Raw genomic sequence first — 22,242 nt, 5'->3', positions numbered from 1 at the left:
GATCGTGAAAAAGAAGAGAATCAGCGTCTGGATAGTGATCCTGTGTTTGCTCGTTGCGGGTGGGGTATTGATCTGGGTCGATAATCCCGTAGTGCAGGTGGGGAGTGAGACTGCACGCTTGCAATGGTCAGCAGTGTTGTTGATCGGCTGTTTGATATTTCTCTTTCTCGATGGCGTCGGCGAATTGGCTATCCGAATGTTGGGCGCGAGAGATTTTATTGCTCTGATGGGACAAAAGCTCGGGGTCAACTGGACTCGTTCGACTGGCAGTAACGTGGTTTCTAATGCTGAGGATCCATTCGGCGTGCCCGAGTTGAGGGCGCATTTGAAGGGACGCTACGGCTTCTTCTGGCGGCGCAAAATTCGACTGTTGTTGGTGGTCGGTGAGTCTGAGCAGATCGAGGCGATTGCCCCTGGGTTGAGCGAGCAGCGTTGGCTGGAAGGGCAAAACACCGTGCTGCTGTGGGCCGGCAGCATCCAAGGTGAACCGCAAGACACGTTGCTTTTGCAGTGGCGCGGCCTATGCCGCAACCGTGCGCTCAATGGGGTGGTCTGGGTGTTGAACAAAGTCCAAAGCAATAACGTGAGTGCGATGAACGATAGCGTTCGTCGTTTGCAGAATCTGGCCAAAACCCTACGCTGCCAATTGCTGCTGCATGTTTGGCAGGTCTGCGACAGTATGTGGCCGCAGCACGCGCGCGAAATCGGAGCGGTAGGCTGCATGCTCCCGGTACCATTATCGCCAGTGCGGCTCGCCGACCACTTAGGCATGCTCGCACAACCCTTACGTGAGCAGGGTCTATCGCAGCTTCAAAAAGACTCTGATCATGATTTCTTGCTTCGATTGTCACGCGATGTTGCGACCGAGGGTGTCTCCGGATGGTGCGCTGCATTGTCCGCGCTGTTCCGACGACGCGACGTCTGGTTGCGTGGAGTGTGGTTCAGCTTGCCGCTGCGACTCCAGAACAACCTTCGCGTGGATCATCACTGGCCTGAAGACCCAGCATGGTCAGGGATCCTCAACGATCGCTCCGCCCGAGCCCGCCGGCTGGGCTGGCACCCAGCCAGAGTCGCCTACGTTTCTGCGCTGGGCCTAGCCTCCATCTGGGGCATCGGCTTGTTGTTGTCCTTTGCCAGCAACCGCGCCGAGGTCGGTCAGATCGCGGCGGCGTACAGCGCGTTGCAGCAGCCCGTAGCGGGCACCGACACTAAACAGGCACTGGGCGAGCTGGTGCGCGAACTCTCCCGCCTGGACTATCGATCAGAACACGGCGCACCGTGGTATCAGCGCTTTGGCCTGAACCGGTCGCACGAGCTGCGTGAAGCGGTGTGGCCCCTCTATACGCAGGCCAATAACCAGCTGCTCCGTGACCCCGCCGTCTCTGAACTGGAAAACCGGCTCAACGCGTTGGTCAACTTGCCTGCGGCGAGCCCCCAGCGCGCCAAGCGGCCACAGCAGACGTACGACTACCTCAAAGCCTATCTGATGCTGGCACGCCCGGAAAAAGCCGATGCTGCTTTCTTGGCCGAGACCTTGGGCGCTGCCGAACCGGCATTGTGGACGTCCTACGGCCAGCATCTGCCCGAGCACCCTGACTGGGCGATCAAGGTCGACCTCAGGTTGATCGCCCAAACGCGCCAGGTGCTGCTGCGCGAGCTGGGGCAACGAAATGCTGAAAGCAGTCTGTACCAGCAGGTCCTCGACACCGCGGCGAACCACTACCCGGCGTTGGGCTTGCAGCAGATGGTGGGTGACACTGATGCATCCACCCTGTTCACCAGTGCAGAACAGGTCCCCGGTGTATTCACCCGCCAAGCCTGGGAAGGGTAGGTTCGCGCAGCCATTGAAGACGCGGCGCAGGCGCGGCGCGAAGAGATCGACTGGGTACTCAGCGACAACCCCAACGACATCGCCAAGGAACTGAGCCCCGATCAACTGAGGGAGCGGTTGACCTCCCGCTACTTCCAGGATTACAGCAGTGCCTGGCTGACATTCCTCAACAGCCTGCGCTGGCAGCAAGGCCATGGCCTGAACGATGTGATTGCACAGTTGACGCTGATGAGTGACGTGCGTCAGTCACCGCTGATCGCCTTGATGAACACGTTGAGTTATCAGGGCCAGGCCGGCGTCCGTGGCCAGGCCCTGGCCGATTCCCTGATCGAATCCGCACAGAAGTTGGTGGGACAAAAAGCAGCGCCGATCATCGATCAACTTCCCCAAACACCCAGCGGCCCGCTCGACAGCACCTTTGGCCCCTTGATGGCGTTGCTGGGCAAGGAGTCTGAAGGGCGATCAGTCGATGGCCGCCTGAGCCTGCAAGCCTTCCTCACCCGGGTTACCGCCGTGCGCTTGAAGCTTCAGCAGGTGGTCAATGCGCCTGACCCCGAGGCGATGATTCAGACCTTGGCCCAGACGGTATTCCAAGGCAAAGGCGCGGACCTGACAGATACCCAGGCCTATGGCAACCTGATCGCCGCCAGCCTCGGCGCCGACTGGGGGCCAGCGGCTAATACGTTGTTCGTGCAGCCGCTGGATCAGGCATGGCAGCAGATTCTGCAGCCGTCGTCGGCCGGCCTCAACCGGGCCTGGCAGCGCGCGGTCGTCGATGAATGGCAAGGCGCTTTCAGCGGCCGTTATCCCTTCGCCGCCACCAGCAGTGATGCTTCCTTGCCCATGCTGGGGCAGATGATCCGTGCCGATTCCGGGCGGATCGAGCAGTTCCTGGCTCAGCAGCTCACGGGGCTTCTGCGCAAGGAAGGCGGCCGCTGGGTGGCCGACGCGCGACAGAGCCAGGGCCTGCGTTTCAACCCGGACTTTCTAACAGCGATCAACCAACTGAGCCAGCTGGCCGATGTGCTGTACACCGATGGCGGTATGGGCTTGAGCTTCGAGCTGCAAGGCAAGCCTGTACGTGATGTGGTGCAGACCACCTTCGTACTCAACGGTGAAAAGCATCACTACTTCAATCAGCGAGAAAGCTGGCAACGTTTTCGCTGGCCCGGGCAGGGTGACCATCCCGGCATCAGCCTGACGTGGAGCAGCGTCCACACTGGTGAACGTCTGTTTGCGGACTATCAGGGCACCTGGGGGCTGATTCGGCTACTGGAGCAGGCGACTGTCACGGCGCTGGATGATGGCGACAGTCGCTTCAGGGTCGTGCTGGATGCGCCGGATGGCCTGGGCCTGACCTGGCACTTGCGCACGGAGTTGGGCGAAGGCCCGTTGGCACTGCTCAAGTTGCGCGGGTTCAGCTTGCCGCGAGAGATCTTTTTGGTAGAGGGCCGTGATACCCCACAGTACACACAGAATGGGGGTATCGAGTGAGCCTGAAAAACCTGGTCGAAAGCTGTTTGCCCGCCAGCGAGCCGCTGGTCATTGCCCGCAAACACAGCGAATCCTGGGAGCCTTGGCTAACGCCCATCAGCGGTGATGCACCGGTGGGAGAGGATCCGGGCTACGACGACGATTTCCAGCGCATGCGCGAAGAGGTCAACAAACTCTCCGGTGCGGATGTCGACCTTGTGGCGCAACTGGCGCAGAAGCTGCTCCAGCAGTCCTGCAAAGACCTTCGCGTTGCCACCTACTACCTGTGGGCACGCTTGCACCGGGACGGTGAGGCCGGCTTGGCAGATGGCCTGAGTTTGCTGGCGGCGCTGATGGAACGCTATGCCTGCGACATCCTGCCGGTGCGCCCCAATAGCCGCAAGATGGCCTTGGAGTGGCTTGCCGGCAGCAGGGTCCTGGCAAGCCTGTCGCTGTACCCTCAGGTGGTCAAGGCTGAAAGCGAGCGAACGGTGGCGGCGTTGGTGTGGTTGGAGCACGGCTTCAGCCATTGGCCAGAAGACCAGCGACCGCGGCTGGACGCCTTGTACGGCGCACTCAATACCCGACTCGCCGTGTCGGGAGGTGTTGATGCAATCGTCCCGCAGACCAGCAGTGATTCACCGCTGAGAAGTAGCGCCCCTGGCCCGAGCGTATCACCCATCAAGTCCGGTCGCGATTTGCTGGACAGTGGCCGGGGCCTGGCCAGCTACCTGCGTGAACAACCCGAAGGGTGGCTGGCAGCGCATAGGCTGATGAAGAGCTTGCGTTGGGACACCGTGCATCAGGTGCCGCCGCAAAATGCCCAGGGGATTACCCGCCTGGCACCGCCTCGCGGCGAGTATCGCGCGCAGCTCAAGCGCCTGCACCTGCAACAAAGCTGGAGCGAGTTGATTGATCAGGTCGAGCAGATGTATGCCGAAGGCGTCAATCACTTCTGGTTGGATCTGCAATGGTATCTCCATCAAGCCTTGAGCAAATCGGCTGAGCCCTACAAAAACTGGGCGGATATCGTCAAACACGATCTGGCCATGCTGCTGCACCGTCTGCCGGGCGTGGAGCTGCTGTGCTGGAGCGATGGCTCGCCATTCGCTGATGAAGCCACGCGAGAGTGGATCAACCAGCAGGTCAGCGCTAACCGCCCAGAACAATGGCTGCCCGCAGCGGCCCCCGCACTGTCGGCGGCTGCATGCGAAATACTCGCCTTGGAACCCGAGGCACTGGCGCAAGCGGATGCTGACGGTGTCGAGCAGGCGCTGGCCTGGCTGGCGAGTCGGCCCGATGTTCAGACCGGGCGACAGCGTTGGTTACTGCGTTTGCTGATGGCGCGGGTGGCCGAGCAGTGCGGCAAGGCCGAGCTGGCCATTCATTTGTTCACTGAGCTGGACGCTGCCGCGCAACGCCACACCTTTGCCGACTGGGAGCCTGACCTGCTCTTCGAGGTCAAGGCGCGCTTGCTCAAGCTGCTGCGTTTGAAGGCCCAGCGCAACGACGCTGACCGGCCTGCGTTGGCGCAGCAAATGGAGCATCAGCTGGCAGCACTCGTATCCATTGACCCGGTACGTGCTGCAGTGCTGTGCAGCTAATTCACTTTGATCAGGAATCTGTTTTGACTACGGACAACCCAACCCTGCGTTACTTCGACGCTGAAATGCGCTACCTGCGTGAAGCGGGCAAGGAGTTTGCCCAGGCTTTTCCCGACCGTGCGGCGCAGCTCAACCTGGACAAACCCGGCGCTGAAGACCCCTTTGTCGAGCGCCTGTTCGAAGGTTTTGCGTTCCTGATGGGGCGCCTGCGTGAGAAATTGGACGATGACCTGCCTGAGCTGACGGAGGGGCTGGTCAGCCTGCTGTGGCCCCACTACTTGCGCACCATCCCGTCACTGGCCATCGTCGAACTGATGCCAGATGTCAGTCAGATGAAAGGCTGCGAGGCGGTCACAAGAGGCTTTCAGGTGTTGTCACAGCCGGTGGGTCAGCACCGTACCCGTTGCCGCTACTCCACCACGCAGGATTTGACCCTACGGCCACTCAATCTGGACACCGTGCGGCTTGACCATGAGCCCGATGGCCGTGCAGTTCTGCGCCTGCGCTTCGCGCGCGGAGCACTGGCCAACTGGGATCAACTCGACCTCGCGCACATCCCCTTGTATCTGAACGGCGACGCGGCGCTTGCCAGTGTGCTGCACCAGGCGCTGACATTGAACGTGCAGGCGCTGCATGTGCGCTTGCCAGGCGCGGCGCAGCGCAAGGCATTTGCGGGGCATTTCAAGCCAATGGGTTTTGCCGACGATGATCGCCTTTGGCCTAAAGGCGACAGCGCGTTCAGTGGTTATCAGCTGTTGCTGGAGTACTTCACGTTCCGTGAGAAATTCATGTTCGTCACACTCTGTGGCCTAGATTCGCTCGCGCTGCCCCCAGACACCCCATGGTTTGAGCTTGACGTCGTACTCACTGAAACCTGGTCGCATACGTTCACGCCCACGCAAGAGCACATTCGTCTGCACGCGGTTCCCGTGATCAATCTGTTTGCACTGGAGGCGGACCCACTCACCCTGGACCCATTGCAGAATGAATACCTGCTTCGCCCAATGCGCTTGCAGGACGGTCATACAGAGATCTACTCGGTAGACAAGGTTTCTGGAACGAAAGACAGCGTGCGTCAGGACTACGTGCCTTTCAGCAGTTTTCGCCACAAAGGGGGCATGCTTCGCGATGAGGCCCCCGAGCGCTACTTCCATACCCGCTTGAGGCCCGGTGCCAATGGTCTTCATGACACCTGGTTGATCCTTGGCGGAGAGGGCTTTGACAAGGATGTGCTGCTCAACCGCAAAAGCCTGTCGTTGCGCCTGACCGGCACCAATGGTCAGCTGCCGCGCAAAGCCTTGCGCAGCACCTTGCTCGATGCTGCGGCGCAGTCCACCCAGGCAGGTTTGCGAGTGCGCAACCTGACCGCGCCGACACTACCGTGCTACCCACCCAATCGCGATCGTTTTCACTGGCGAGTCCTCAGCCACCTGGGATCGAATTTCCTGCCGATGCTCAACAGTGCCGAGGTACTGCGTGGCACGTTGGCCTTGTACGAGTGGACGGGCAGCGAAACGAACCGCCGCCGTCTGGAGGCCATTGTCGACGTCAAGCATCACCTGATTCAGCGCTTCGAAAAAGGCTTCTTGCTGCGAGGTGTGGATATCGAGGTGACGGTCGATGGCAACGGATTTTCAGGCGAGGGGGACATCTGCCTGTTCGGGGAAATGCTCAGCCGCTTCTTCGCTTTGTATGCGGACATTCATTTGTGCACGCAACTGACGATGATTCTGCAACCTACAGGGAGGTCCCTGCGATGGAACGAACATCACAGTCAGCGTATTCCCGGCTAAAGGCCGAAGGCATTCTGCAGGTGCTGGCTGAACAGGTTTCGACCGCTAACGTCTACCGCTTCTGCCAGGTGCTGGAGCAGGTGTTGGCTGAACAACCACCGCTAGGCAGCACTGCACATCCCGGCGATGACCGGGTCAGGTTCCGCCCAGACCCTGGAATGGGATTCCCGGCAGGCGAGTTGAAGGCCATTGAAATCGACGAGGTTGCTCCAGACCAACCGCTGACAGTGCGAACCCGGCTGCTGGGTTTGTATGGCGTCGACTCTCCGTTGCCCACGGGCTATCTGGATGATATCGCCCAGCGACGCGAAGGCCATGAGGCGCTGGAGCGCTTCCTCGATATCTTCAACCATCGGCTATTCACCCAGTTCTACCGGATCTGGCGCAAGTATTCCTACCCGGCAACGTTCGAGCCGGGCGGGCGCGATGCCACTTCACAGTGTTTGTTGGGCTTGATCGGGCTGGGCATTCCCGGTACGGCAGAGCGCATCGCCACCCCAATGTCACGTTTTCTGGCCCTGCTCAGTGTGATGCGCCTGCCCACGCGCAATGCGGAGGGGATCGGTGCCTTGGTGAAGCTGCTGGCGCCGCATACGGTTACGCACGTGACCGGGCATTGGCCGCAGAGCGTTGTGCTTGAGCAACCTGCCAGCCTGGCACCCGAGCGCCCGGTGAGATTGGGCCAGGGCATGCCATTAGGTGCTGTCGGGCACGACGCGAACAGCCAACTGCGCCTGCGGCTGTATACCGAGGACGAAGATGAAGCGCGTGAGTGGCTTCCGGGTGGTCAGCTGTTAGCCGATTTGCGGGTGTTGCTTGAGGTGTACCTGGGGTGGCGTTGCACAGCGCTGCTGCAGCTCTCGATTGCGCGCGAGAGGGTGCCGGTTCCGGTGTTAGGGCGCACTCGGTCGATGCTTGGCATGACCGCTGTACTGAGGCGGGCAGAGGGCGTATCCGCACCGGCTCAAGACGACACGATCACAATCAACCTGGGCCGATATCAAGGTCTGCAACCGAATCCTTGCCGGAAGGAGGTACAGCATGTGGCGTACCGTTTTTAAGTGCTTCATGGCATCAACGCTGATTGCTGTACTGGCTGGATGCGGCCTTGCGCAGAAGGTGGCAGATGGCACGGCGTCTGCTGCTGATGCGATTTTTTACAAGCAAGTCAAAATGCTGCATCTGGATCTGAGCGGCCGGTTGGCGATAAATACTGCTGCAGGAGAGATGAGCGGGTTGTCGGTGCCTGTACTGGTACGGGTCTACCAGTTGAAGGACAACAAGGCGCTGGAGAACGCCACCTATGACGATCTGCTAAGCCAGGGGGAACGGGTGCTTCGCGATGATCTGCTCGATGAACGCGTGGTGGTGATCAAGCCCGGTGAGGCGGCGCAGCTGAGTACTCCCCTGCAAGGCGACGCTCGGTATGTTGCGGTGGTTGCTCTGTTCCGAAGTCCAGACGTTATCGAAAATACGTGGCGCGTTGTCTTGCAGCGGGACGACCTCGAACCGGATCAGGCCAGGGTGCTCGAACTGGGCGATAACCGACTGACCCTCCGACACCGCGTGGAGGGCTGACTGCATGCCTGAAACCAGTCCTTCTCTTTACGAAATCCTGTTGCAGAACTTCCGCGGTGAGCTAGCGCTGGACCAGGTGAATGAAGATGACCAGCTGACCCTCTCGGTGCTGGACAACATTCAGCGCATTCTCAACAGCCGTGCAGGTTCACTCTCGCATCTGGCCGACTATGGCTTGCCGGACATGGGCACGGTGCTCCAAGGGCTACCGGCTTCAGCCCATGGTTTGATGAACGACATCGCCCGCACGTTGCGCCGTTATGAGCCACGGCTGGCGCAGGTGAGCGTTCAGCTGATACCTCAGTCTCGCCCTGGCCATCTTGACTATGCCCTTGACGTACTCATCAAGGGCGGCGGCAGGGCGTCCTTTGGGACCACACTCGGCGCCGAAGGCAGGGTTGTGGGGCGTCACCTCAAGCAGGAAGGCTACCTTCCCGTGCAATGGAATTGACAGGGGGCCAGATGACGGCGCTTTTTGAAATGCGTGTACGCCTGGGTGGGGATCCGGGCAACTTCGATGAGTTCAAAATGCTGCACGGTGAGTTGGCAAAGCTCAATCACCCTGCCTGCCCAGACGTGGACTGGGCAAAAGTGGAGGGGCTGTGCTTGCGGCTTTTCGAGCTGAACGGGGTAGAACTGCACACCGCGGTGTCTTTTGTGCTTGCGCGTAGCTACCGCACGGGGTTGGCAGGCTTGACTGAAGGCGTGTCGCTGCTCACGACACTGAGCGATGAGTGGTCGCGCTTGTGGCCAGTGCAGGCGTCAGCTCGTATCGATCTCATGGCATGGCTGTTTACTCAGTTGCATCCATTGGTTCGCAGGGTGGAGTGGGGCACGTCGAACTCGGCAGTGCTGAGTAATCTGGTTGTCGAGCTGAACCGGCTGGAGCACCGCTTGGAACGCCTTGGTCATGCGCCATTGGTGTCGCTGCAGGTCTTCCGCAATCAGATAGTCAGCCTTCTGCAACGCGTGTCGGGAAGCCGAGCGGCGCCAATGCCGCTTCCTCTGCAAACCTGGGGGACGGTTGCTGAGCCTTCCATTACGCCTCACATGGCTGCTGTCGTTTCTGCGCCTTCGACTTATACATTTGTTGTCCAGCCTGCGGTGCAGAAGCGTGTCGTATTGCCGTGGTTGCTGACATTGATGGTCACGATTGCATTCATGGGTTGGTTAGGCTGGCAAGAGTGGGCAGCCAGGCAAGCCAAAGAACCCGCTACGCCCGATCCAATCCAACTCGACAGCTTGAACCTGTTCGATCCTGGCAGTGCCGAACTCAAACCTGGCTCAACCAAGCTGTTGGTCAATGCACTGGTGGGTATCAAGGCCCAGCCTGGCTGGTTGATCGTTATTTCCGGGCATGCCGATGCGCGGGGGGATGCAGCCAGGAATCTCGATCTTTCTCGCGCCCGCGCTTCTGCTGTTCGCGACTGGATGCAGCGTATGGGCGATATCCCGGACAGTTGCTTTGCTGTCCAAGGTGTCGCGGCCAGTCAACCTGTCAGCAGCAACGACACCTTGAATGGACGCGCAGAGAATCGTCGGGTGGACATTCGCTTGGTACCTCAGCGAGATGCATGTGGCGAGCTGGAGGCCGTAGCGCGTTCGCTTCGGGGTGACAAGTCAGTGTGACACTCCCCGAGACTGGATCAGACCCGCATCTGCGGGTCTTCCTCTTTCTTCCCAACCTTGCCTTTCCCGTCCGTTAGCTGTTCCAACTCCGTGCCATCCACCGTCTTCTCCCCCCGCGTCTTCACTAACGAAACCACCACCCCACCCAGCAACAACCCGAACGTCACCCCCAACGACAGCAACGCTGGCACCTTGCCGACCATGCCGTGGTAGAAGATCTTGCAGCCAATGAAGATCAGCACCAGCGCCAACGCATACTTGAGGTAGACGAACCGGTGCATCAGTGCCGACAGGGCGAAGTACAGCGAACGCAGGCCGAGGATGGCAAAGATGTTGGAGGTGTAGACGATGAAGGGGTCCTGGGTGATGGCAAAGATCGCCGGCACGCTGTCGACAGCGAACACCAGGTCGGCCAACTCGATCAGCACCAAGGCCAGGAACAGCGGCGTGGCATAACGCAGGGCCTGGCTTTCGCCGGGCGGAGTCAGGCGCACGAAGAATTGCGAGCCGTGGATCTGGTCGGTCACGCGCATGTGCCGCCGAACGAATTTCAGGATCGGATTGTTGGCCAGGTCCGGGTGGCTGTCCTCCTTCGACAGGGCCATTTTCACACCGGTGAACAGCAGGAAGGCGCCGAAGAGATAGAGCACCCAGGCAAAGTTCTGCACCAGCGCCGCACCCACGCCGATCATGATTGCCCGCAGGAAGACCACCCCGAGGATGCCCCAGAACAGCACCCGGTGCTGATAGCGGCGGGGGATGGCGAAAAAGCCGAAGATCATCGCCATGACGAACACGTTGTCCATCGACAGCGACTGTTCGACCAGGAAACCGGTGTAGAACTCCAGCGCCGACTGGGCGCCCAGCTCATGCCAGACCCACAGGCCGAACAGCACACCGACGCTGAAATAGCCCGCATAAAGCAACAGGCTCTCGCGCATTTCGATCTCGCGGTCCTGGCGGTGCAGCACGCCCAGGTCGAGCACCAGCAAAGCGATGACGATGGCCATGAACACCAGCCACAACCAGGTGCTGGTACCCAGAAACGGGGTGGTGAGGAATGTCTGCAGAGCTGCCATGAGCCCCTCCTTGAATGTCGACGTTGCCAGTTGAAGATCGCAACAGTGATCCGACATCACGGCTTGGCAGCCGTCAGAGGGGCCCGGTATCACATGGGTTAGAGCCTAGACCCGTTTCCCGGTGATGCCGAATGGCGAGCTGTTACATTTCTTTGCTCCTCAGTAGACCCAGACTTCTACCCGCCGGTTACGCAGGCGGCCTTGTTCCAGGTCATTGCCGGCGACGGGTAATTCATCGCCCATGCCGGTCACCTCCAGCACCTCGACGCCACTCCGTGCCAGTTCGCGCCGCACGGCCTGGGCGCGCAGGCGCGACAGCAAGGCGGCACGGCCAGGTGTTTCCTTGGGGTCGCCAAAACCTACCAGCACCGCCTTGCTTTGCAGCTTGCCGGCCTGGCGCAGGTATTCGGTGACCCGCTGCACATCGCGCAGGGCCTTGTTGTCGAGGCTGGCGCTGCCTTCCTGGAAGCGGAAGTTGACGCTCAAGCGCTGCGCTTGCTGGGCCAGGCTGCGGTAGCGCGGCGGCATGCCGGCCTGCGTGGCGACCGGCTGGGCGATGACCTGCTGCGAGACGAAGCCCTGCTCGGCGACGATGGCCTGGCCGGCCGGGCTCTGGGCGAAGTCTGCCAGCGCTCGGGCCTGGGCTTTGGCATTGGCTGGCAGGTAAAAGTACAGGCGTCGTGACAATGGGTAGTCTTCACTGGCCACCAACTGGCGCTCGGGCAACAGGGCCGGTGCATCGCCCTCGGCCACCGCCAGCACCTTGGCCCCGTGCACGGCTGCCAGGCTACTGAAGCCGATGGCCTGGCGGTCAGCACCGACCCGCTCGGCCAGTTCTTCGCTGGACTCGAACCGCTGCGCCTGGCGGGCCAGTTCGCCCTGGTGCGGCTCCAGTACCAGCGCCTTGAAGGTCTCATAGGTCCCGGAGCGGTCATCCCGCGCATACAGGTGGATGGCGCCGCCGGCCACGCCCAGTTGCTCCCAGCGCTGGATCTGCCCGGAGAAGATTTGCGCCAGTTGCCGGGTAGTCAGCTGCGGCAGAGGGTTGTCGGGGTGGACGATGACAGCCACGCCATCCAGGCCGATGATCTGCTCGGCGCTGGCCGAGCGCAGATCGCCCAGCGCCTTGAGCTGGCGCACCTCGGCGTCGCTGATGGGACGCGAGGCTGCGGCCAGGTCGGCGTTGCCCTGGCCCAATGCGGCAAAGCCGGTGCTGGAACCATGCGCGGCAATGTCGATACGCAGCGCCTGCCCCTGGGCATCACGCGCGGTGATGACCGTCTCGTTTGGCACCGGGCCCGGCGACTGCTGTATCTGCGTCGCCTGTTGCGCCCAAAGTTGCCCCTGTACCAGCGCAGGCAACAGCGCCGCGCCAATGGTATTGGAACCCTGCACGCGCAGGTGGCCCGCTTCGGCCAGGGCCGTCAGCGGGAGCAGGGAAAGCAGCAGGAGCAGCAGGCGGAGCATGCCGGGCGACCTTGTGGCATAGCGTTGCCCGGCAGATTACGACGGTAGCGTGACCGAAATGTGACGGTCAGGCGGTGTTCAACGCCTCGACGATGGCCTTGCCGACCGCTTGGGTCGAACGGCTGCCGCCCATGTCAGGGGTGGTTGCACCGCTGGCGATGACCGCCTCGATGGCCTGCAGGATTTCATCGTGTGCAGCTTGATAACGGGCGTCCGCAGTTTCCTTGCCAAGGAACTCGAGCATCAACGCGCCCGACCAGATCATGCCGATCGGGTTGGCGATGTTCTTGCCGAAGATGTCCGGCGCCGAGCCGTGCACCGGTTCGAACAACGATGGGAACTTGCGCTCGGGGTTGAGGTTGGCCGACGGCGCGATGCCGATGGTGCCGGTGCAGGCCGGCCCGAGGTCGGAGAGGATGTCGCCGAACAGGTTGGAGGCCACCACCACGTCGAAGCGCTCCGGTTGCAGCACAAAGCGTGCGCAGAGGATATCGATGTGCTGCTTGTCCCAGGTGATTTCCGGGTAGTGGGCGGCCACGGCGGCGGTGCGCTCGTCCCAGTAGGGCATGCTCACCGCCATGCCGTTGGACTTGGTGGCCGAGGTCACATGCTGGCGTGGGCGATTGTGTGCGAGCTCGAAGGCGTATTCGAGGATGCGGTCGACGCCACGGCGGGTGAACACCGATTCTTGCAGGACGAATTCGTTGGCGGTGCCTTCGAACATGCGCCCACCCAGCGACGAGTACTCGCCTTCGGTGTTTTCCCGCACCACCACGAAGTCGATGTCGCCAGGCTGCTTGCCGGCCAGGGGGCAGGGCACGCCAGGGAACAGGCGTACCGGGCGGATGTTCACGTACTGGTCGAAGTCGCGGCGGAACTTGAGCAGCGAGCCCCACAGGGAAATGTGGTCAGGCACCTTGTCGGGCCAGCCGACGGCACCGAAGTACAGGGCGTCGAAGCCCTTGAGCTGGTCGAACCAGTTGTCCGGCATCATCTTGTCATGGGCCAGGTAGTAGTCGCAGCTGGCCCATTCGAAGAACTCGAACTGCAGCGCCAGGCCATGCTTGCGGGCCGCGGCTTCGAGCACGCGGACGCCTTCCGGGAGCACTTCCTTGCCGATGCCGTCACCGGGAATGGCGGCGATCTTGAACGTCTTGGATTGGGTCATGGCCACACCTTGTGTCTGGGGAACGGAGGTGGGTCATGCTATAAGGGTTCGATTCATGAATAATTAGCCTGATCATGCATTCTTGGTGTACGTATCGTGAATAATTTGCCGAACCTCGACGACCTCGATATCTTCTTGCAGGTGGCCCGCCGTGCGAGCTTTGCGGCGGTGGCCGAAGCCCGCGGCATGTCGGCGGCGTTCGTCAGCAAGCGCATCCGCCTGCTCGAAGCGGACCTCGGTGTGCGCCTGCTGCACCGCACCACCCGGCGGGTGACGGTGAGCGAGGAGGGCGTGCGGGTCTATCAATGGGCGCAGCAGATTTTCGAGGCGCTACAGCGCATGGGTGATGACCTGGACGCCCGCCAGCGAGAGCCGGCCGGGCAGTTGCGCATCGCCAGCAGCCTGGGCCTGGGCCGGCGGATGGTGGCGCCGGCGTTGTCGGAACTGGCGGCGCGTTACCCGCGTTTGGACATTCGCCTGGACGTGCATGACCGCCTGGTGGACCTGGTGGCCGAGGGCGTCGACCTGGATATCCGCGTGGGTGACCAGATAGCTCCGAACCTGATTGCCAAGCGCCTGGCGCGCAACTGGCGGGTGCTGTGTGCGGCGCCAGACTATCTGGCCCGGCGCGGCACGCCGAAGAACCTGGCCGATCTGGCCAGCCATGACTGCCTGGTGATCAAGGAGCGCGACCATCCTTTCGGGGTCTGGCACCTGGAGGGGCCTGGTGGCGAGGAGAGTGTGCGGGTTACCGGCGCGTTGTCGAGCAACCATGGCGAAGTGGTACACCAGTGGTGCCTGGACGGGCGCGGGGTCGTGCTGCGGTCGTGGTGGGATGTGCACGACAGCCTGGCCGATGGCCGGCTGGTGCAGGTGCTGGAAGGATATCGGCAGAGTGCCGATATCTGGGCGGTGTATACCGCGCCGCTGGCCGGGTCGGCCAAAGTACGGGTGGCGGTGGAGTTTTTCCGGGAATACTTTGCCGACAGGTTTCAGATTCCGGGTTGACAGTGCCGGCCTCTTCGCGGGTAAAGCCGCGAAGAGGCCGGCACAGCCACTAACCAGCCGGGATCAATGCGCCCCGGCCGACTTGCTCAGGTCGCTCTCGGCCCACTCGGTATAGATACAGGCATCCGCCACCGCCCAGCGCACCTTCACGGTATCCCCCGGCTGCATCGGCATGCCGGAAGCCGACAGCGCCTTGACCGTCAGCTCGGTACCGCCTGCGGTTACCACATGGCAGGTCTGGCTTTCACCCAGAAACAGCACCTCACCGACCTTGGCACTGACCTCGTTCCAGCCCGCAGGCAGTGGCTCGCGCGCGGCCTGTTCGGCAGTCAGGGCCAGGGCTTTCTCCGGCCGCACCATGATCAGGGCATCCTGCTGTGCGCCAAGGCCTGGGGTCAGGCGAATCGCCACCGGTTGGCCTTCGAAACTGCCCGCACCGTTGCTGCTGGCCTTGATGCGCAGGAAGTTGGAGTTGCCCAGGAACGACGCGACAAAGGCATTCGGCGGATTCTGATAGAGGTCGTAACCCGTGCCGAGGCCAACGATCTTGCCATGGCTGAAGATGGCGATGCGCTGGGACAGGCGCATCGCCTCTTCCTGGTCGTGGGTCACGTAGACGATGGTGATGCCCAGCCGGCGGTGCAGCTGGCGCAGTTCGTCCTGCAGGTCTTCACGCAGTTTCTTGTCCAGCGCCCCGAGCGGTTCGTCCATCAGCAGGATGCGGGGCTCGTACACCAGCGCCCGGGCAATCGCCACGCGCTGTTGTTGGCCGCCGGACATCTGCGACGGCTTGCGGTGGGCGAACGGCTCCAGCTGCACCAGTTTGAGCATGGCGTCGACGCGCTTGGTGGTCTCGCTGGCGCCGAGTTTGCGGATGGCCAGCGGGAACGCGATGTTGTCACGCACGTTCAGGTGCGGGAACAGCGAGTAGCGCTGGAACACCATGCCGATGTCGCGCTTGTGCGGCGGCACATTGACCAGCGACTGGCCGTCGACCAGGATCTCGCCGCTGCTCGGGGTTTCGAAGCCGGCCAGCATCGACAGCGTGGTGGACTTGCCGGAGCCACTGGAGCCGAGGAAGGTCAGGAACTCGCCGTCCTGGATCTCCAGGTCGAGGTTGTCCACGGCGGTGAAGTCGCCGTAGTGCTTGTTCAGGCCACGCAGGCTGACCAGGGTCTTGCCGTGGGCGTTGTCTTTGATGACTGCACTCATTGTTGTTTTCTCCGCACGCTCAGGCGTTGACTTCGGTGCGCCGGCGCAAGGCGGCGGCAATGAACATGACAAGCAGCGACAGGCCGATCAGCAGGGTCGAGGCCACGGCGATCACCGGGCTCAGGTCCTGGCGCAGGGTGGTCCACATCTTTACCGGCAGGGTCAGCAGGTCGGGGCTGGCCATCATCACGCTCAACACCACCTCGTCCCACGACACCAGGAAGGCGAACAGGCCACCGGCGATCATGCCGGGGCGAATCGCCGGGAACGTCACCTTGAATATCGCCTGCAGGCGCGAGGCGCCGCAGATCACCGCGGCATCCTCGATCGACTGGTCGAACAGCTTCAGCGAGTTGATGATCGAGATGATGGTGAAGGGCAGGGCGACGATCACATGGCTGACCACGAAGGCGAACAGCGTGCCGGTGTAGCCCAGCTTGAGGAACAGCGCGTACACCGCCACGGCGATGATCACCAGCGGCACGATCATCGGCATGGTGAACAGCCCGTAGAGCATTTCGCGGCCAGGGAAGCGGCCACGCACCAGGGCGAAGGCGGTGGGCAGGCCCAGCAGCACCGCGGCGATGGTGGTCAGCACGGCGACCTTGAGGCTGGCCAGGGCGGCATCCATCCACTCCGGGTTGGAGAAGAACTGGCCGTACCACTTGAAGGTCCAGCCCGGTGGCGGGAACACCAGCCACTGGGACGAGCCGAACGACAGCAACACGATGAACACCACCGGCAGCAGCAGGAACGCCGCGATGACCCCGGTGGTCAGGTACAGGCCCGTACGCAGCGGGCGGCCCATGGCATTGGGAGACAGGAGCATGGCGGTTTACCTCGCGTTGCCGACCGGGGATTCCGGCTGCAGCTTCAGGTACAGGTAGAAGAGCACCAGGGTGATCACCACCAGCAGTGCGGCGGCGGCGCTGGCCAGGCCCCAGTTGAGGAACGACTGCACCTGCTGGATGATGAATTCGGGCAGCATCATGTTCTGCGCACCGCCGAGCAGGGCCGGGGTGACGTAGTAACCGAGCGACATCACGAACACCATCAGCGCCCCGGAGAACAGCCCCGAGCGGCACAGCGGCAGAAACACCTTCCGGAAGTTGGTCCAGGGGCTTGCGCCGCAGATCGAGCCTGCCTGCAGCACCATCGGGTCGATGGCGTGCATGGTCGCCTGCAGTGGCAGCACGATGAACGGGATCATGATGTAGCTCATGCCGATCACCACGCCAGTGAGGTTGTGCACCATCTCCAGCGGGGTATCGATGATGCCCATGGCCATCAACGCCTTGTTGATCACACCCGAACTCTGCAACAGCACCAGCCACGAGTAGGTGCGTGCCAGCAGGCTGGTCCACATCGACAGCAGCACGATGTTCAGCAGCCAGCGGCCCCAGCCTTTGGGCACCAGGGTGATCGCCCAGGCCAACGGAAAGCCCAGCAGCACGCTGATCAGGGTCACCACGCCGGCCACCGAGAAGGTGTTGAACAGCACCCGTGCATAGGCCGAGTTGGCGAACAGCTGCTCGTAGTTGCCCAGCCCCGGCGTTGGCTCCAGCACTCCGCGCAGCAACAGGCCGACCAGCGGGGCGAAGAAGAACAGGCCAAGGAACAGCAAGGCCGGCAGCAGGTTGCGGCTGCCTTTCCAGCGCTGGCCAAGGCTTACGCGGCGCGGGGCCTTTCCCGGGGCACCGTGCGCGTCATGCAGGGCGTTGATGGCGACTTTCATTTGACCAACCACTCATTCCAGCGGGCGGCGATGGCCTGGCCGTTTTTCGCCCAGTAGGCGAAGTCCAGGGTGACCTGATCCTGGGCATAGGCGGTGGGCAGGTTAGGCGCGAGGTCTTTGTCGAGCTGGGCCACGCTGTCGACGTTCACCGGGGCGTAGGCGGTCTTGTTGGCGAATGCGGCCTGGCCTTCGGCGCTGCTGGCATTGGCCAGGAACTTCATGGCCGCGTCCTTGTTCTTCGAGCCTTTCGGGATGACCAGGAAGTCGGCCATGACCAGGTTCTGCTTCCAGCTCACACCCACCGGTGCGCCGTCTTGCTGCAGCGCATAGACGCGGCCGTTCCAGAACTGACCGAGCGACGCTTCACCGGACGCCAGCAGCTGTTGCGACTGGGCACCACCACCCCACCAGACGATGTCTTTCTTGATGGTGTCGAGCTTCTTGAAGGCGCGGTCCAGGTCCAGCGGGTAGAGGTCCTTGGGCGCTACGCCGTCGGCCAGCAGGGCCAGTTCCAGGACGCCGGGGCTCGGCCATTTGTACAGTGCGCGTTTGCCTGGGTAGGTCTTGGTGTCGAACAGCGCGGTCCAGTCGACCGGTTTGTTGGCACCGAGCTTGCCTTCGTTGTAGCCCAGCACGAAGGAGAAGAAGAACGAGCCGACGCCATGGTCGGACGCGAAGCGCGGGTCGATCTTGTCGCGTTTGATCTGGGTGAAGTCGAGGGGTTCGAGCAGGCCTTCGCTGGCGGCACGCAGGGCGAAGTCGGCTTCGACATCGACCACGTCCCATTGCACGTTGCCGCTCTCTACCATGGCCTTGAGCTTGCCGTAGTCGGTCGGGCCGTCCTGAACGACTTTGATGTCGGTGTTCTTGGTGAAGGGGATGGCCCATGCTTCTTTCTGGGCGTCCTGGGTGGTACCGCCCCAACTGACGAAGTTCAGGCTGTCAGCGGCCTGGGCGGCCTGACAGGCCAGGGTCAGCAGGCTGGCGGACAGCACTGCGGTTACACGTTTGCTCAACAGCATGGTTACGCCCTCGTTGCTTTTGTTATTCGAGGCGGGCTTCTGGTGCGCCCGCCAACAGTATTCGGGGAGCAGCTAAAACAAAGTGTCTTGTGGCCGTTTGTGATTGTAGGTGCCGGCCTGCAGATTCAAGGTCTACGGGATATCATATTATGGTATTCCAAACTTTTGGCAAGGGGTATGAGGCGACCGGCCATCACTCCGGCCTTGTAGGAGCGGCCCGCGTCAGCCAACCATCCCCGGCTCGAACGGAATGCTCTGCACCACTTCCAGCTCATACCCGGCCAGGCCCGCATACTTCAGCGGCGGGCCCAGATGGCGCAGCTTGCCCACGCCCAGGTCCTGCAGAATCTGCGCCCCGGTACCGACTTCCGAGTAAACCTTGGACTGCCCTCGCTGATACGGCCGTACCGGCTGAGTGAGCTGCGGGACCCGTTCGAGCAAGGCCTGGGAGGACTCGTGGTTGGCGAGGATCACCACCACACCGGCGCCTTCCTCGGCGACCTTCTGCAATGCTGCCCACAGCGTCCAGTTGGCAGGGCCGGCGTACTCGGCACCAACCAGGTCGCGCAGCGGGTCGATCACGTGCACCCGCACCAGGGTCGGTTGCTCACGGCGGATATTGCCCATGACCATGGCCATGTGCACACCGCCTTCGATGCGGTCCTCGTAGGTCACCAGGCGGAACGTGCCGTGCACGGTCGGCAGTTCGCGTTCGCCGATGCGTTTGATGGTCTGTTCGGTGCTCAGGCGGTAGTGGATCAGGTCGGCGATGGTGCCGATCTTGATGCCATGCAGCGCGGCGAATACTTCCAGGTCCGGGCGGCGGGCCATGGTGCCGTCATCGTTGAGCACTTCGACGATCACCGACGCCGGGGTGAAACCGGCCAGGCGGGCCAGGTCGCAACCGGCTTCGGTGTGCCCGGCACGGGTCAGCACGCCGCCTTCGCGGGCGCGCAGGGGGAAGATGTGGCCTGGCTGCACCAGGTCTTCGGGGCGGGCATCGGGTGCCATGGCAGCGGCCACGGTGCGCGCCCGGTCGGCGGCGGAGATGCCGGTGGTAACGCCGGTGGCCGCTTCGATCGACACGGTGAAGGCCGTGCTGAACGCGCTGCCGTTGGCCGGTACCATCTGCTCCAGGCCCAGGCGTTGGCAGTGATCGTCGGTCAGGGTCAGGCAGATCAGGCCACGCGCTTGGCGGGCCATGAAGTTGATGGCCTGGGCGTCACAGCGCTCGGCGGCGATCAACAGGTCGCCTTCGTTTTCCCGGTCCTCGTCGTCCACCAGCAGGACCATCTTGCCTTGCCGGTAATCCTCGAGAAGTTCCTCGATGGTGTTGAAAGCCATGTTGCACGCTCACTGTGGTGGGGTGATTTTTATGGTATACCATCATACACAAATATCATTGCTACAGGAGAACCCGCGGATGAAGGCCTACTGGATCGCCCACGTCGACGTCACCGACCCCGAGCAGTATCAGCAATACACCCAGCGCGCCCCCGCAGCCTTCAAGGCATACGGTGGCCGCTTCCTGGCCCGCGGCGGGCGCAGCGAGGCGATGGAGGGGCGGCCCACTCCTCAGCGTAGCGTGGTGATCGAGTTCGATTCGTATGAGCAGGCAGTGGCGTGCTACCGGTCGGCGCTGTACCAGGAGGCGTGCAGCCATCGCCAGGGGGTGGCGAAGGCTGAGGTAATCATCGTTGAAGGCTTCGAGCCTTGAGTCTTTGCTGATGCCTTTTCGAGGGTAAACCCGCTCCTACAGGTACCGCGCAGCCCTTTAGAGCGGCGCTAAACCTGTGGGAGCGGGTTTACCCGCGAAAGGGCCGGCCCTGTTTACGGCATCCCTGGTAATTCATGCGGCCGCAGGTCGAACACCAGTACCTCGGCATCCACCCCGTTGCCCAGCTCCAGCACCTGTTCCTGCCTGACCCGCACGCCATCCCCTTCAGTGAGCACTTGGCCATTGACCTCGATACTGCCGCGAGCCACATGCACATAAGCATGGCGGTTTTCCGGCAAGGTCAGCGTCGCGCGTTCTGCGCCATCGAAGAGCCCGGCATACACCCGTGCGTTCTGCCGAACCTGCAACGACCCCTCGGCACCGTCTGGCGAGATGATCAGGCGCAACGTGCCGCGTTTCTCCTCGGCACTGAAGTGCTGCTGCTGATACCGCGGCGTCGCCCCTTTCACATTGGGCACGATCCAGATCTGCAGGAAGTGCACCGGCTGCGTCTGGCTGTGGTTGAACTCGCTGTGCGCCACGCCATGGCCGGCGCTCATCAATTGCACATCACCCGGGCGGATCACCGAGCCGGTGCCCAGGGTATCCCTGTGCTCCAGCGCGCCTTCGAGCACATAGGAGAAAATCTCCATGTCGCGGTGCGGGTGTTCGCCAAAGCCCTTGCCCGGGATGACACGGTCGTCGTTGATCACCAGCAGGTCAGAGAAACCCTGCTCCTCAGGGTTGCGGTAATGGCCGAAAGAGAAGGTGTGGAAGGATTTCAGCCAGCCATGGAAGGCCAGGCCGCGGTCTTCTGCGTTACGGACGGTAAGCATGACGAATCTCCAGTAAGGGCAGGGTACGCGGGCCCTGCCACAGGGTTGGCTGGCGTTACTGCAAATGCACGTTCAGTTCGTTTGCGGCCTGACGCATCGCTGCCTTCACCGCCGGCACCTGGCTCAGCGGGTTGAGCAGTCCATAGTCATGAATCATCCCGTTGTACCGCACCGAGGTCACGGTCACACCCGCCGCATTCAACTTACGGGCATACGCCTCACCCTCATCGCGCAGCACATCGAACTCGGCCGTCTGCACCAGCGCTGGTGGCAAGCCTTTCAACTGTTCACTGCTAGCCCGCAGCGGCGAGGCGTAGATCTCTGCCCGTGCCTTGGCATCGGTGGTGTAGTTGTCCCAGAACCACTTCATCATCCCGGTGGTGAGGAAGTGCCCCTCGGCGAACTGCTTGTATGACGCAGTCTCGAAGCTGGCATCGGTCACTGGCCACAGCAGCAGCTGGAAGCGCAGCGCCGGGGTGCCGGCCTCTTTGGCCTTGAGCGCGACCACCGCCGCCATGTTGCCGCCGACGCTGTTACCGGCCACGGCCAGGCGCTTGCCGTCGACCCCGATTTCCTTGCCATGCTCGGCCACCCACCGGGTCGCGGCGTAGGCCTGGTTGATCGCTGTCGGGTAGTGCGACTCAGGCGAAGGGGTGTAGTCCACATAGACCGCCACCGCGCCGGAGCCGACCACCAGGTCGCGGATCAGCCGCTGGTGGGTCGGGAAGTCGCCGAGCACCCAGCCGCCGCCGTGGAAGAACATGAACACTGGCAGCTCACCTTTGACATTGGCCGGGCGCACCACCTGCAGCTTGATCGATTGGCCGTTGGCCTGAATGGTGCGTTCCTTGACCTCGATACCGGACAGGTCGACCTTCACCGACGCCTGGGCGCCGGTCAGTACGGCGCGGGCGTCTTTTGGGCTGAGCTGTTCGAGCGGCTTGCCGCCGCCTTGCTCCAGCGCTTCGAGGAAGGCCTGGGTGTGCTGCTCGACGCCTGGGCTGCCTGCAGCGAAAGCGCTGGACACGGACAGGGCGAGGAGGGAGGCGGTGAGGGTTTTGTGGACAATGTTCATGAGCGAATCCTTTTC

The 22,242-nt window shown here is 62.3% G+C and carries 18 protein-coding genes and 1 pseudogene; 9 read left to right on the top strand and 10 right to left on the bottom strand.

Going from position 1 to position 22,242, the window contains the following annotated elements:
- The first annotated feature begins 1 nt into the window (after window position 1).
- The 7 genes and pseudogenes from ACQKPS_RS20595 to ACQKPS_RS20565 all read left to right on the top strand — a co-directional run bounded on the left by ACQKPS_RS20595 (window position 2) and on the right by ACQKPS_RS20565 (window position 9,908).
- Window positions 2-3,325, top strand: a pseudogene (locus tag ACQKPS_RS20595) (ImcF-related family protein).
- Window positions 3,322-4,908 carry a type VI secretion system protein TssA gene (gene tssA, locus ACQKPS_RS20590; RefSeq protein ID WP_254485048.1) on the top strand — a complete coding sequence of 529 codons (1,587 nt, stop codon included), beginning with the start codon at window positions 3,322-3,324 and terminating at the stop codon, window positions 4,906-4,908. Before ACQKPS_RS20595 ends, tssA begins: the two are co-directional and overlap by 4 nt.
- 23 nt (window positions 4,909-4,931) lie before the next feature.
- Window positions 4,932-6,701, top strand: coding sequence for a type VI secretion system baseplate subunit TssF (gene tssF, locus ACQKPS_RS20585; RefSeq protein ID WP_254485049.1), 1,770 nt, complete (start codon window positions 4,932-4,934; stop codon window positions 6,699-6,701).
- Entirely contained in the window at window positions 6,665-7,762 is a 1,098-nt protein-coding gene (gene tssG, locus ACQKPS_RS20580; RefSeq protein ID WP_254485050.1) for a type VI secretion system baseplate subunit TssG, read from the top strand. The genes tssF and tssG overlap by 37 nt, the downstream gene beginning before the upstream one ends.
- On the top strand, window positions 7,743-8,279 hold the full coding sequence (gene tssJ / locus ACQKPS_RS20575; protein WP_427605512.1) for a type VI secretion system lipoprotein TssJ: 537 nt from the start codon (window positions 7,743-7,745) through the stop codon (window positions 8,277-8,279). Before tssG ends, tssJ begins: the two co-directional genes overlap by 20 nt.
- Window positions 8,280-8,283: 4 nt before the next feature.
- Window positions 8,284-8,730 (top strand): type VI secretion system baseplate subunit TssE, encoded by a 447-nt coding sequence (tssE, locus tag ACQKPS_RS20570; RefSeq protein WP_427605511.1) that lies wholly within the window; start codon window positions 8,284-8,286, stop codon window positions 8,728-8,730.
- Between the two features lie 11 nt (window positions 8,731-8,741).
- On the top strand, window positions 8,742-9,908 hold the full coding sequence (locus ACQKPS_RS20565; protein ID WP_427605510.1) for an OmpA family protein: 1,167 nt from the start codon (window positions 8,742-8,744) through the stop codon (window positions 9,906-9,908).
- Between the two features lie 17 nt (window positions 9,909-9,925).
- On the opposite strand, the gene ACQKPS_RS20560 is transcribed toward ACQKPS_RS20565, so the two are convergent.
- The 3 genes from ACQKPS_RS20560 to ACQKPS_RS20550 form a co-directional block, all read right to left on the bottom strand.
- On the bottom strand, window positions 9,926-10,987 hold the full coding sequence (locus ACQKPS_RS20560; RefSeq protein WP_427605509.1) for a TerC family protein: 1,062 nt from the start codon (window positions 10,985-10,987) through the stop codon (window positions 9,926-9,928).
- Between the two features lie 159 nt (window positions 10,988-11,146).
- Window positions 11,147-12,454 (bottom strand): substrate-binding domain-containing protein, encoded by a 1,308-nt coding sequence (locus tag ACQKPS_RS20555; RefSeq protein WP_427605508.1) that lies wholly within the window; start codon window positions 12,452-12,454, stop codon window positions 11,147-11,149.
- Window positions 12,455-12,521: 67 nt separating this feature from the next.
- A complete protein-coding gene (locus ACQKPS_RS20550; RefSeq protein ID WP_427605507.1) occupies window positions 12,522-13,622 on the bottom strand; it encodes a tartrate dehydrogenase in 1,101 nt (366 codons plus the stop codon).
- A 96-nt stretch (window positions 13,623-13,718) separates the two neighbouring features.
- On the opposite strand from ACQKPS_RS20550, the gene ACQKPS_RS20545 reads away from it, so the two are divergent.
- Window positions 13,719-14,630: a LysR substrate-binding domain-containing protein gene (locus tag ACQKPS_RS20545; protein WP_427605506.1), complete on the top strand. Its 912-nt coding sequence runs from the start codon at window positions 13,719-13,721 to the stop codon at window positions 14,628-14,630.
- A gap of 63 nt (window positions 14,631-14,693) precedes the next feature.
- On the opposite strand, the gene ACQKPS_RS20540 is transcribed toward ACQKPS_RS20545, so the two are convergent.
- The 5 genes from ACQKPS_RS20540 to ribBA all read right to left on the bottom strand — a co-directional run bounded on the left by ACQKPS_RS20540 (window position 14,694) and on the right by ribBA (window position 19,943).
- Window positions 14,694-15,842, bottom strand: a complete 1,149-nt coding sequence (locus ACQKPS_RS20540; protein ID WP_427605505.1) for an ABC transporter ATP-binding protein — start codon at window positions 15,840-15,842, stop codon at window positions 14,694-14,696.
- A 19-nt stretch (window positions 15,843-15,861) separates the two neighbouring features.
- Window positions 15,862-16,671: an ABC transporter permease gene (locus tag ACQKPS_RS20535; protein WP_427605504.1), complete on the bottom strand. Its 810-nt coding sequence runs from the start codon at window positions 16,669-16,671 to the stop codon at window positions 15,862-15,864.
- Window positions 16,672-16,677: 6 nt separating this feature from the next.
- Window positions 16,678-17,577: an ABC transporter permease gene (locus tag ACQKPS_RS20530; protein WP_427605503.1), complete on the bottom strand. Its 900-nt coding sequence runs from the start codon at window positions 17,575-17,577 to the stop codon at window positions 16,678-16,680.
- Complete coding sequence (locus tag ACQKPS_RS20525) at window positions 17,574-18,599, bottom strand: ABC transporter substrate-binding protein (RefSeq protein ID WP_254485060.1); 1,026 nt, start codon at window positions 18,597-18,599, stop codon at window positions 17,574-17,576. The genes ACQKPS_RS20530 and ACQKPS_RS20525 overlap by 4 nt, the downstream gene beginning before the upstream one ends.
- A 222-nt stretch (window positions 18,600-18,821) precedes the next feature.
- Window positions 18,822-19,943, bottom strand: coding sequence for a bifunctional 3,4-dihydroxy-2-butanone-4-phosphate synthase/GTP cyclohydrolase II (gene ribBA / locus ACQKPS_RS20520; protein WP_427605502.1), 1,122 nt, complete (start codon window positions 19,941-19,943; stop codon window positions 18,822-18,824).
- Window positions 19,944-20,022: 79 nt separating this feature from the next.
- On the opposite strand from ribBA, the gene ACQKPS_RS20515 reads away from it, so the two are divergent.
- Window positions 20,023-20,316, top strand: a complete 294-nt coding sequence (locus tag ACQKPS_RS20515) for a DUF1330 domain-containing protein (RefSeq protein WP_060479148.1) — start codon at window positions 20,023-20,025, stop codon at window positions 20,314-20,316.
- A 113-nt stretch (window positions 20,317-20,429) separates the two neighbouring features.
- Here ACQKPS_RS20515 and ACQKPS_RS20510 read toward each other — a convergent pair whose 3' ends face one another.
- Entirely contained in the window at window positions 20,430-21,152 is a 723-nt protein-coding gene (locus ACQKPS_RS20510; protein WP_254485062.1) for a pirin family protein, read from the bottom strand.
- 55 nt (window positions 21,153-21,207) lie between these two features.
- Window positions 21,208-22,227: an alpha/beta hydrolase gene (locus tag ACQKPS_RS20505; protein WP_254485063.1), complete on the bottom strand. Its 1,020-nt coding sequence runs from the start codon at window positions 22,225-22,227 to the stop codon at window positions 21,208-21,210.
- Window positions 22,228-22,242 lie beyond the last annotated feature (15 nt).

It is taken from the genome of Pseudomonas sp. NPDC086566, from assembly GCF_050280885.1.
In the GTDB taxonomy this organism is placed as follows: domain Bacteria; phylum Pseudomonadota; class Gammaproteobacteria; order Pseudomonadales; family Pseudomonadaceae; genus Aquipseudomonas; species Aquipseudomonas vlassakiae.
Note: the sequence above shows the minus strand (reverse complement) of the source record. Positions and strands in the feature narration are given on the sequence as shown.

Bases quoted from the DNA above. Each gene is read 5' to 3' on its own strand.
- ACQKPS_RS20525 (WP_254485060.1), bottom strand. From the start codon at position 18,599: ATGCTGTTGAGCAAACGTGTAACCGCAGTGCTGTCCGCCAGCCTGCTG.
- ACQKPS_RS20510 (WP_254485062.1), bottom strand. From the start codon at position 21,152: ATGCTTACCGTCCGTAACGCAGAAGACCGCGGCCTGGCCTTCCATGGC.
- ACQKPS_RS20565 (WP_427605510.1), top strand. From the start codon at position 8,742: ATGACGGCGCTTTTTGAAATGCGTGTACGCCTGGGTGGGGATCCGGGC.
- tssJ (WP_427605512.1), top strand. From the start codon at position 7,743: ATGTGGCGTACCGTTTTTAAGTGCTTCATGGCATCAACGCTGATTGCT.
- ACQKPS_RS20535 (WP_427605504.1), bottom strand. From the start codon at position 16,671: ATGCTCCTGTCTCCCAATGCCATGGGCCGCCCGCTGCGTACGGGCCTG.
- tssG (WP_254485050.1), top strand. From the start codon at position 6,665: ATGGAACGAACATCACAGTCAGCGTATTCCCGGCTAAAGGCCGAAGGC.
- ACQKPS_RS20505 (WP_254485063.1), bottom strand. From the start codon at position 22,227: ATGAACATTGTCCACAAAACCCTCACCGCCTCCCTCCTCGCCCTGTCC.
- tssE (WP_427605511.1), top strand. From the start codon at position 8,284: ATGCCTGAAACCAGTCCTTCTCTTTACGAAATCCTGTTGCAGAACTTC.
- ACQKPS_RS20555 (WP_427605508.1), bottom strand. From the start codon at position 12,454: ATGCTCCGCCTGCTGCTCCTGCTGCTTTCCCTGCTCCCGCTGACGGCC.
- ribBA (WP_427605502.1), bottom strand. From the start codon at position 19,943: ATGGCTTTCAACACCATCGAGGAACTTCTCGAGGATTACCGGCAAGGC.
- ACQKPS_RS20550 (WP_427605507.1), bottom strand. From the start codon at position 13,622: ATGACCCAATCCAAGACGTTCAAGATCGCCGCCATTCCCGGTGACGGC.
- ACQKPS_RS20530 (WP_427605503.1), bottom strand. From the start codon at position 17,577: ATGAAAGTCGCCATCAACGCCCTGCATGACGCGCACGGTGCCCCGGGA.
- ACQKPS_RS20560 (WP_427605509.1), bottom strand. From the start codon at position 10,987: ATGGCAGCTCTGCAGACATTCCTCACCACCCCGTTTCTGGGTACCAGC.
- ACQKPS_RS20540 (WP_427605505.1), bottom strand. From the start codon at position 15,842: ATGAGTGCAGTCATCAAAGACAACGCCCACGGCAAGACCCTGGTCAGC.
- ACQKPS_RS20515 (WP_060479148.1), top strand. From the start codon at position 20,023: ATGAAGGCCTACTGGATCGCCCACGTCGACGTCACCGACCCCGAGCAG.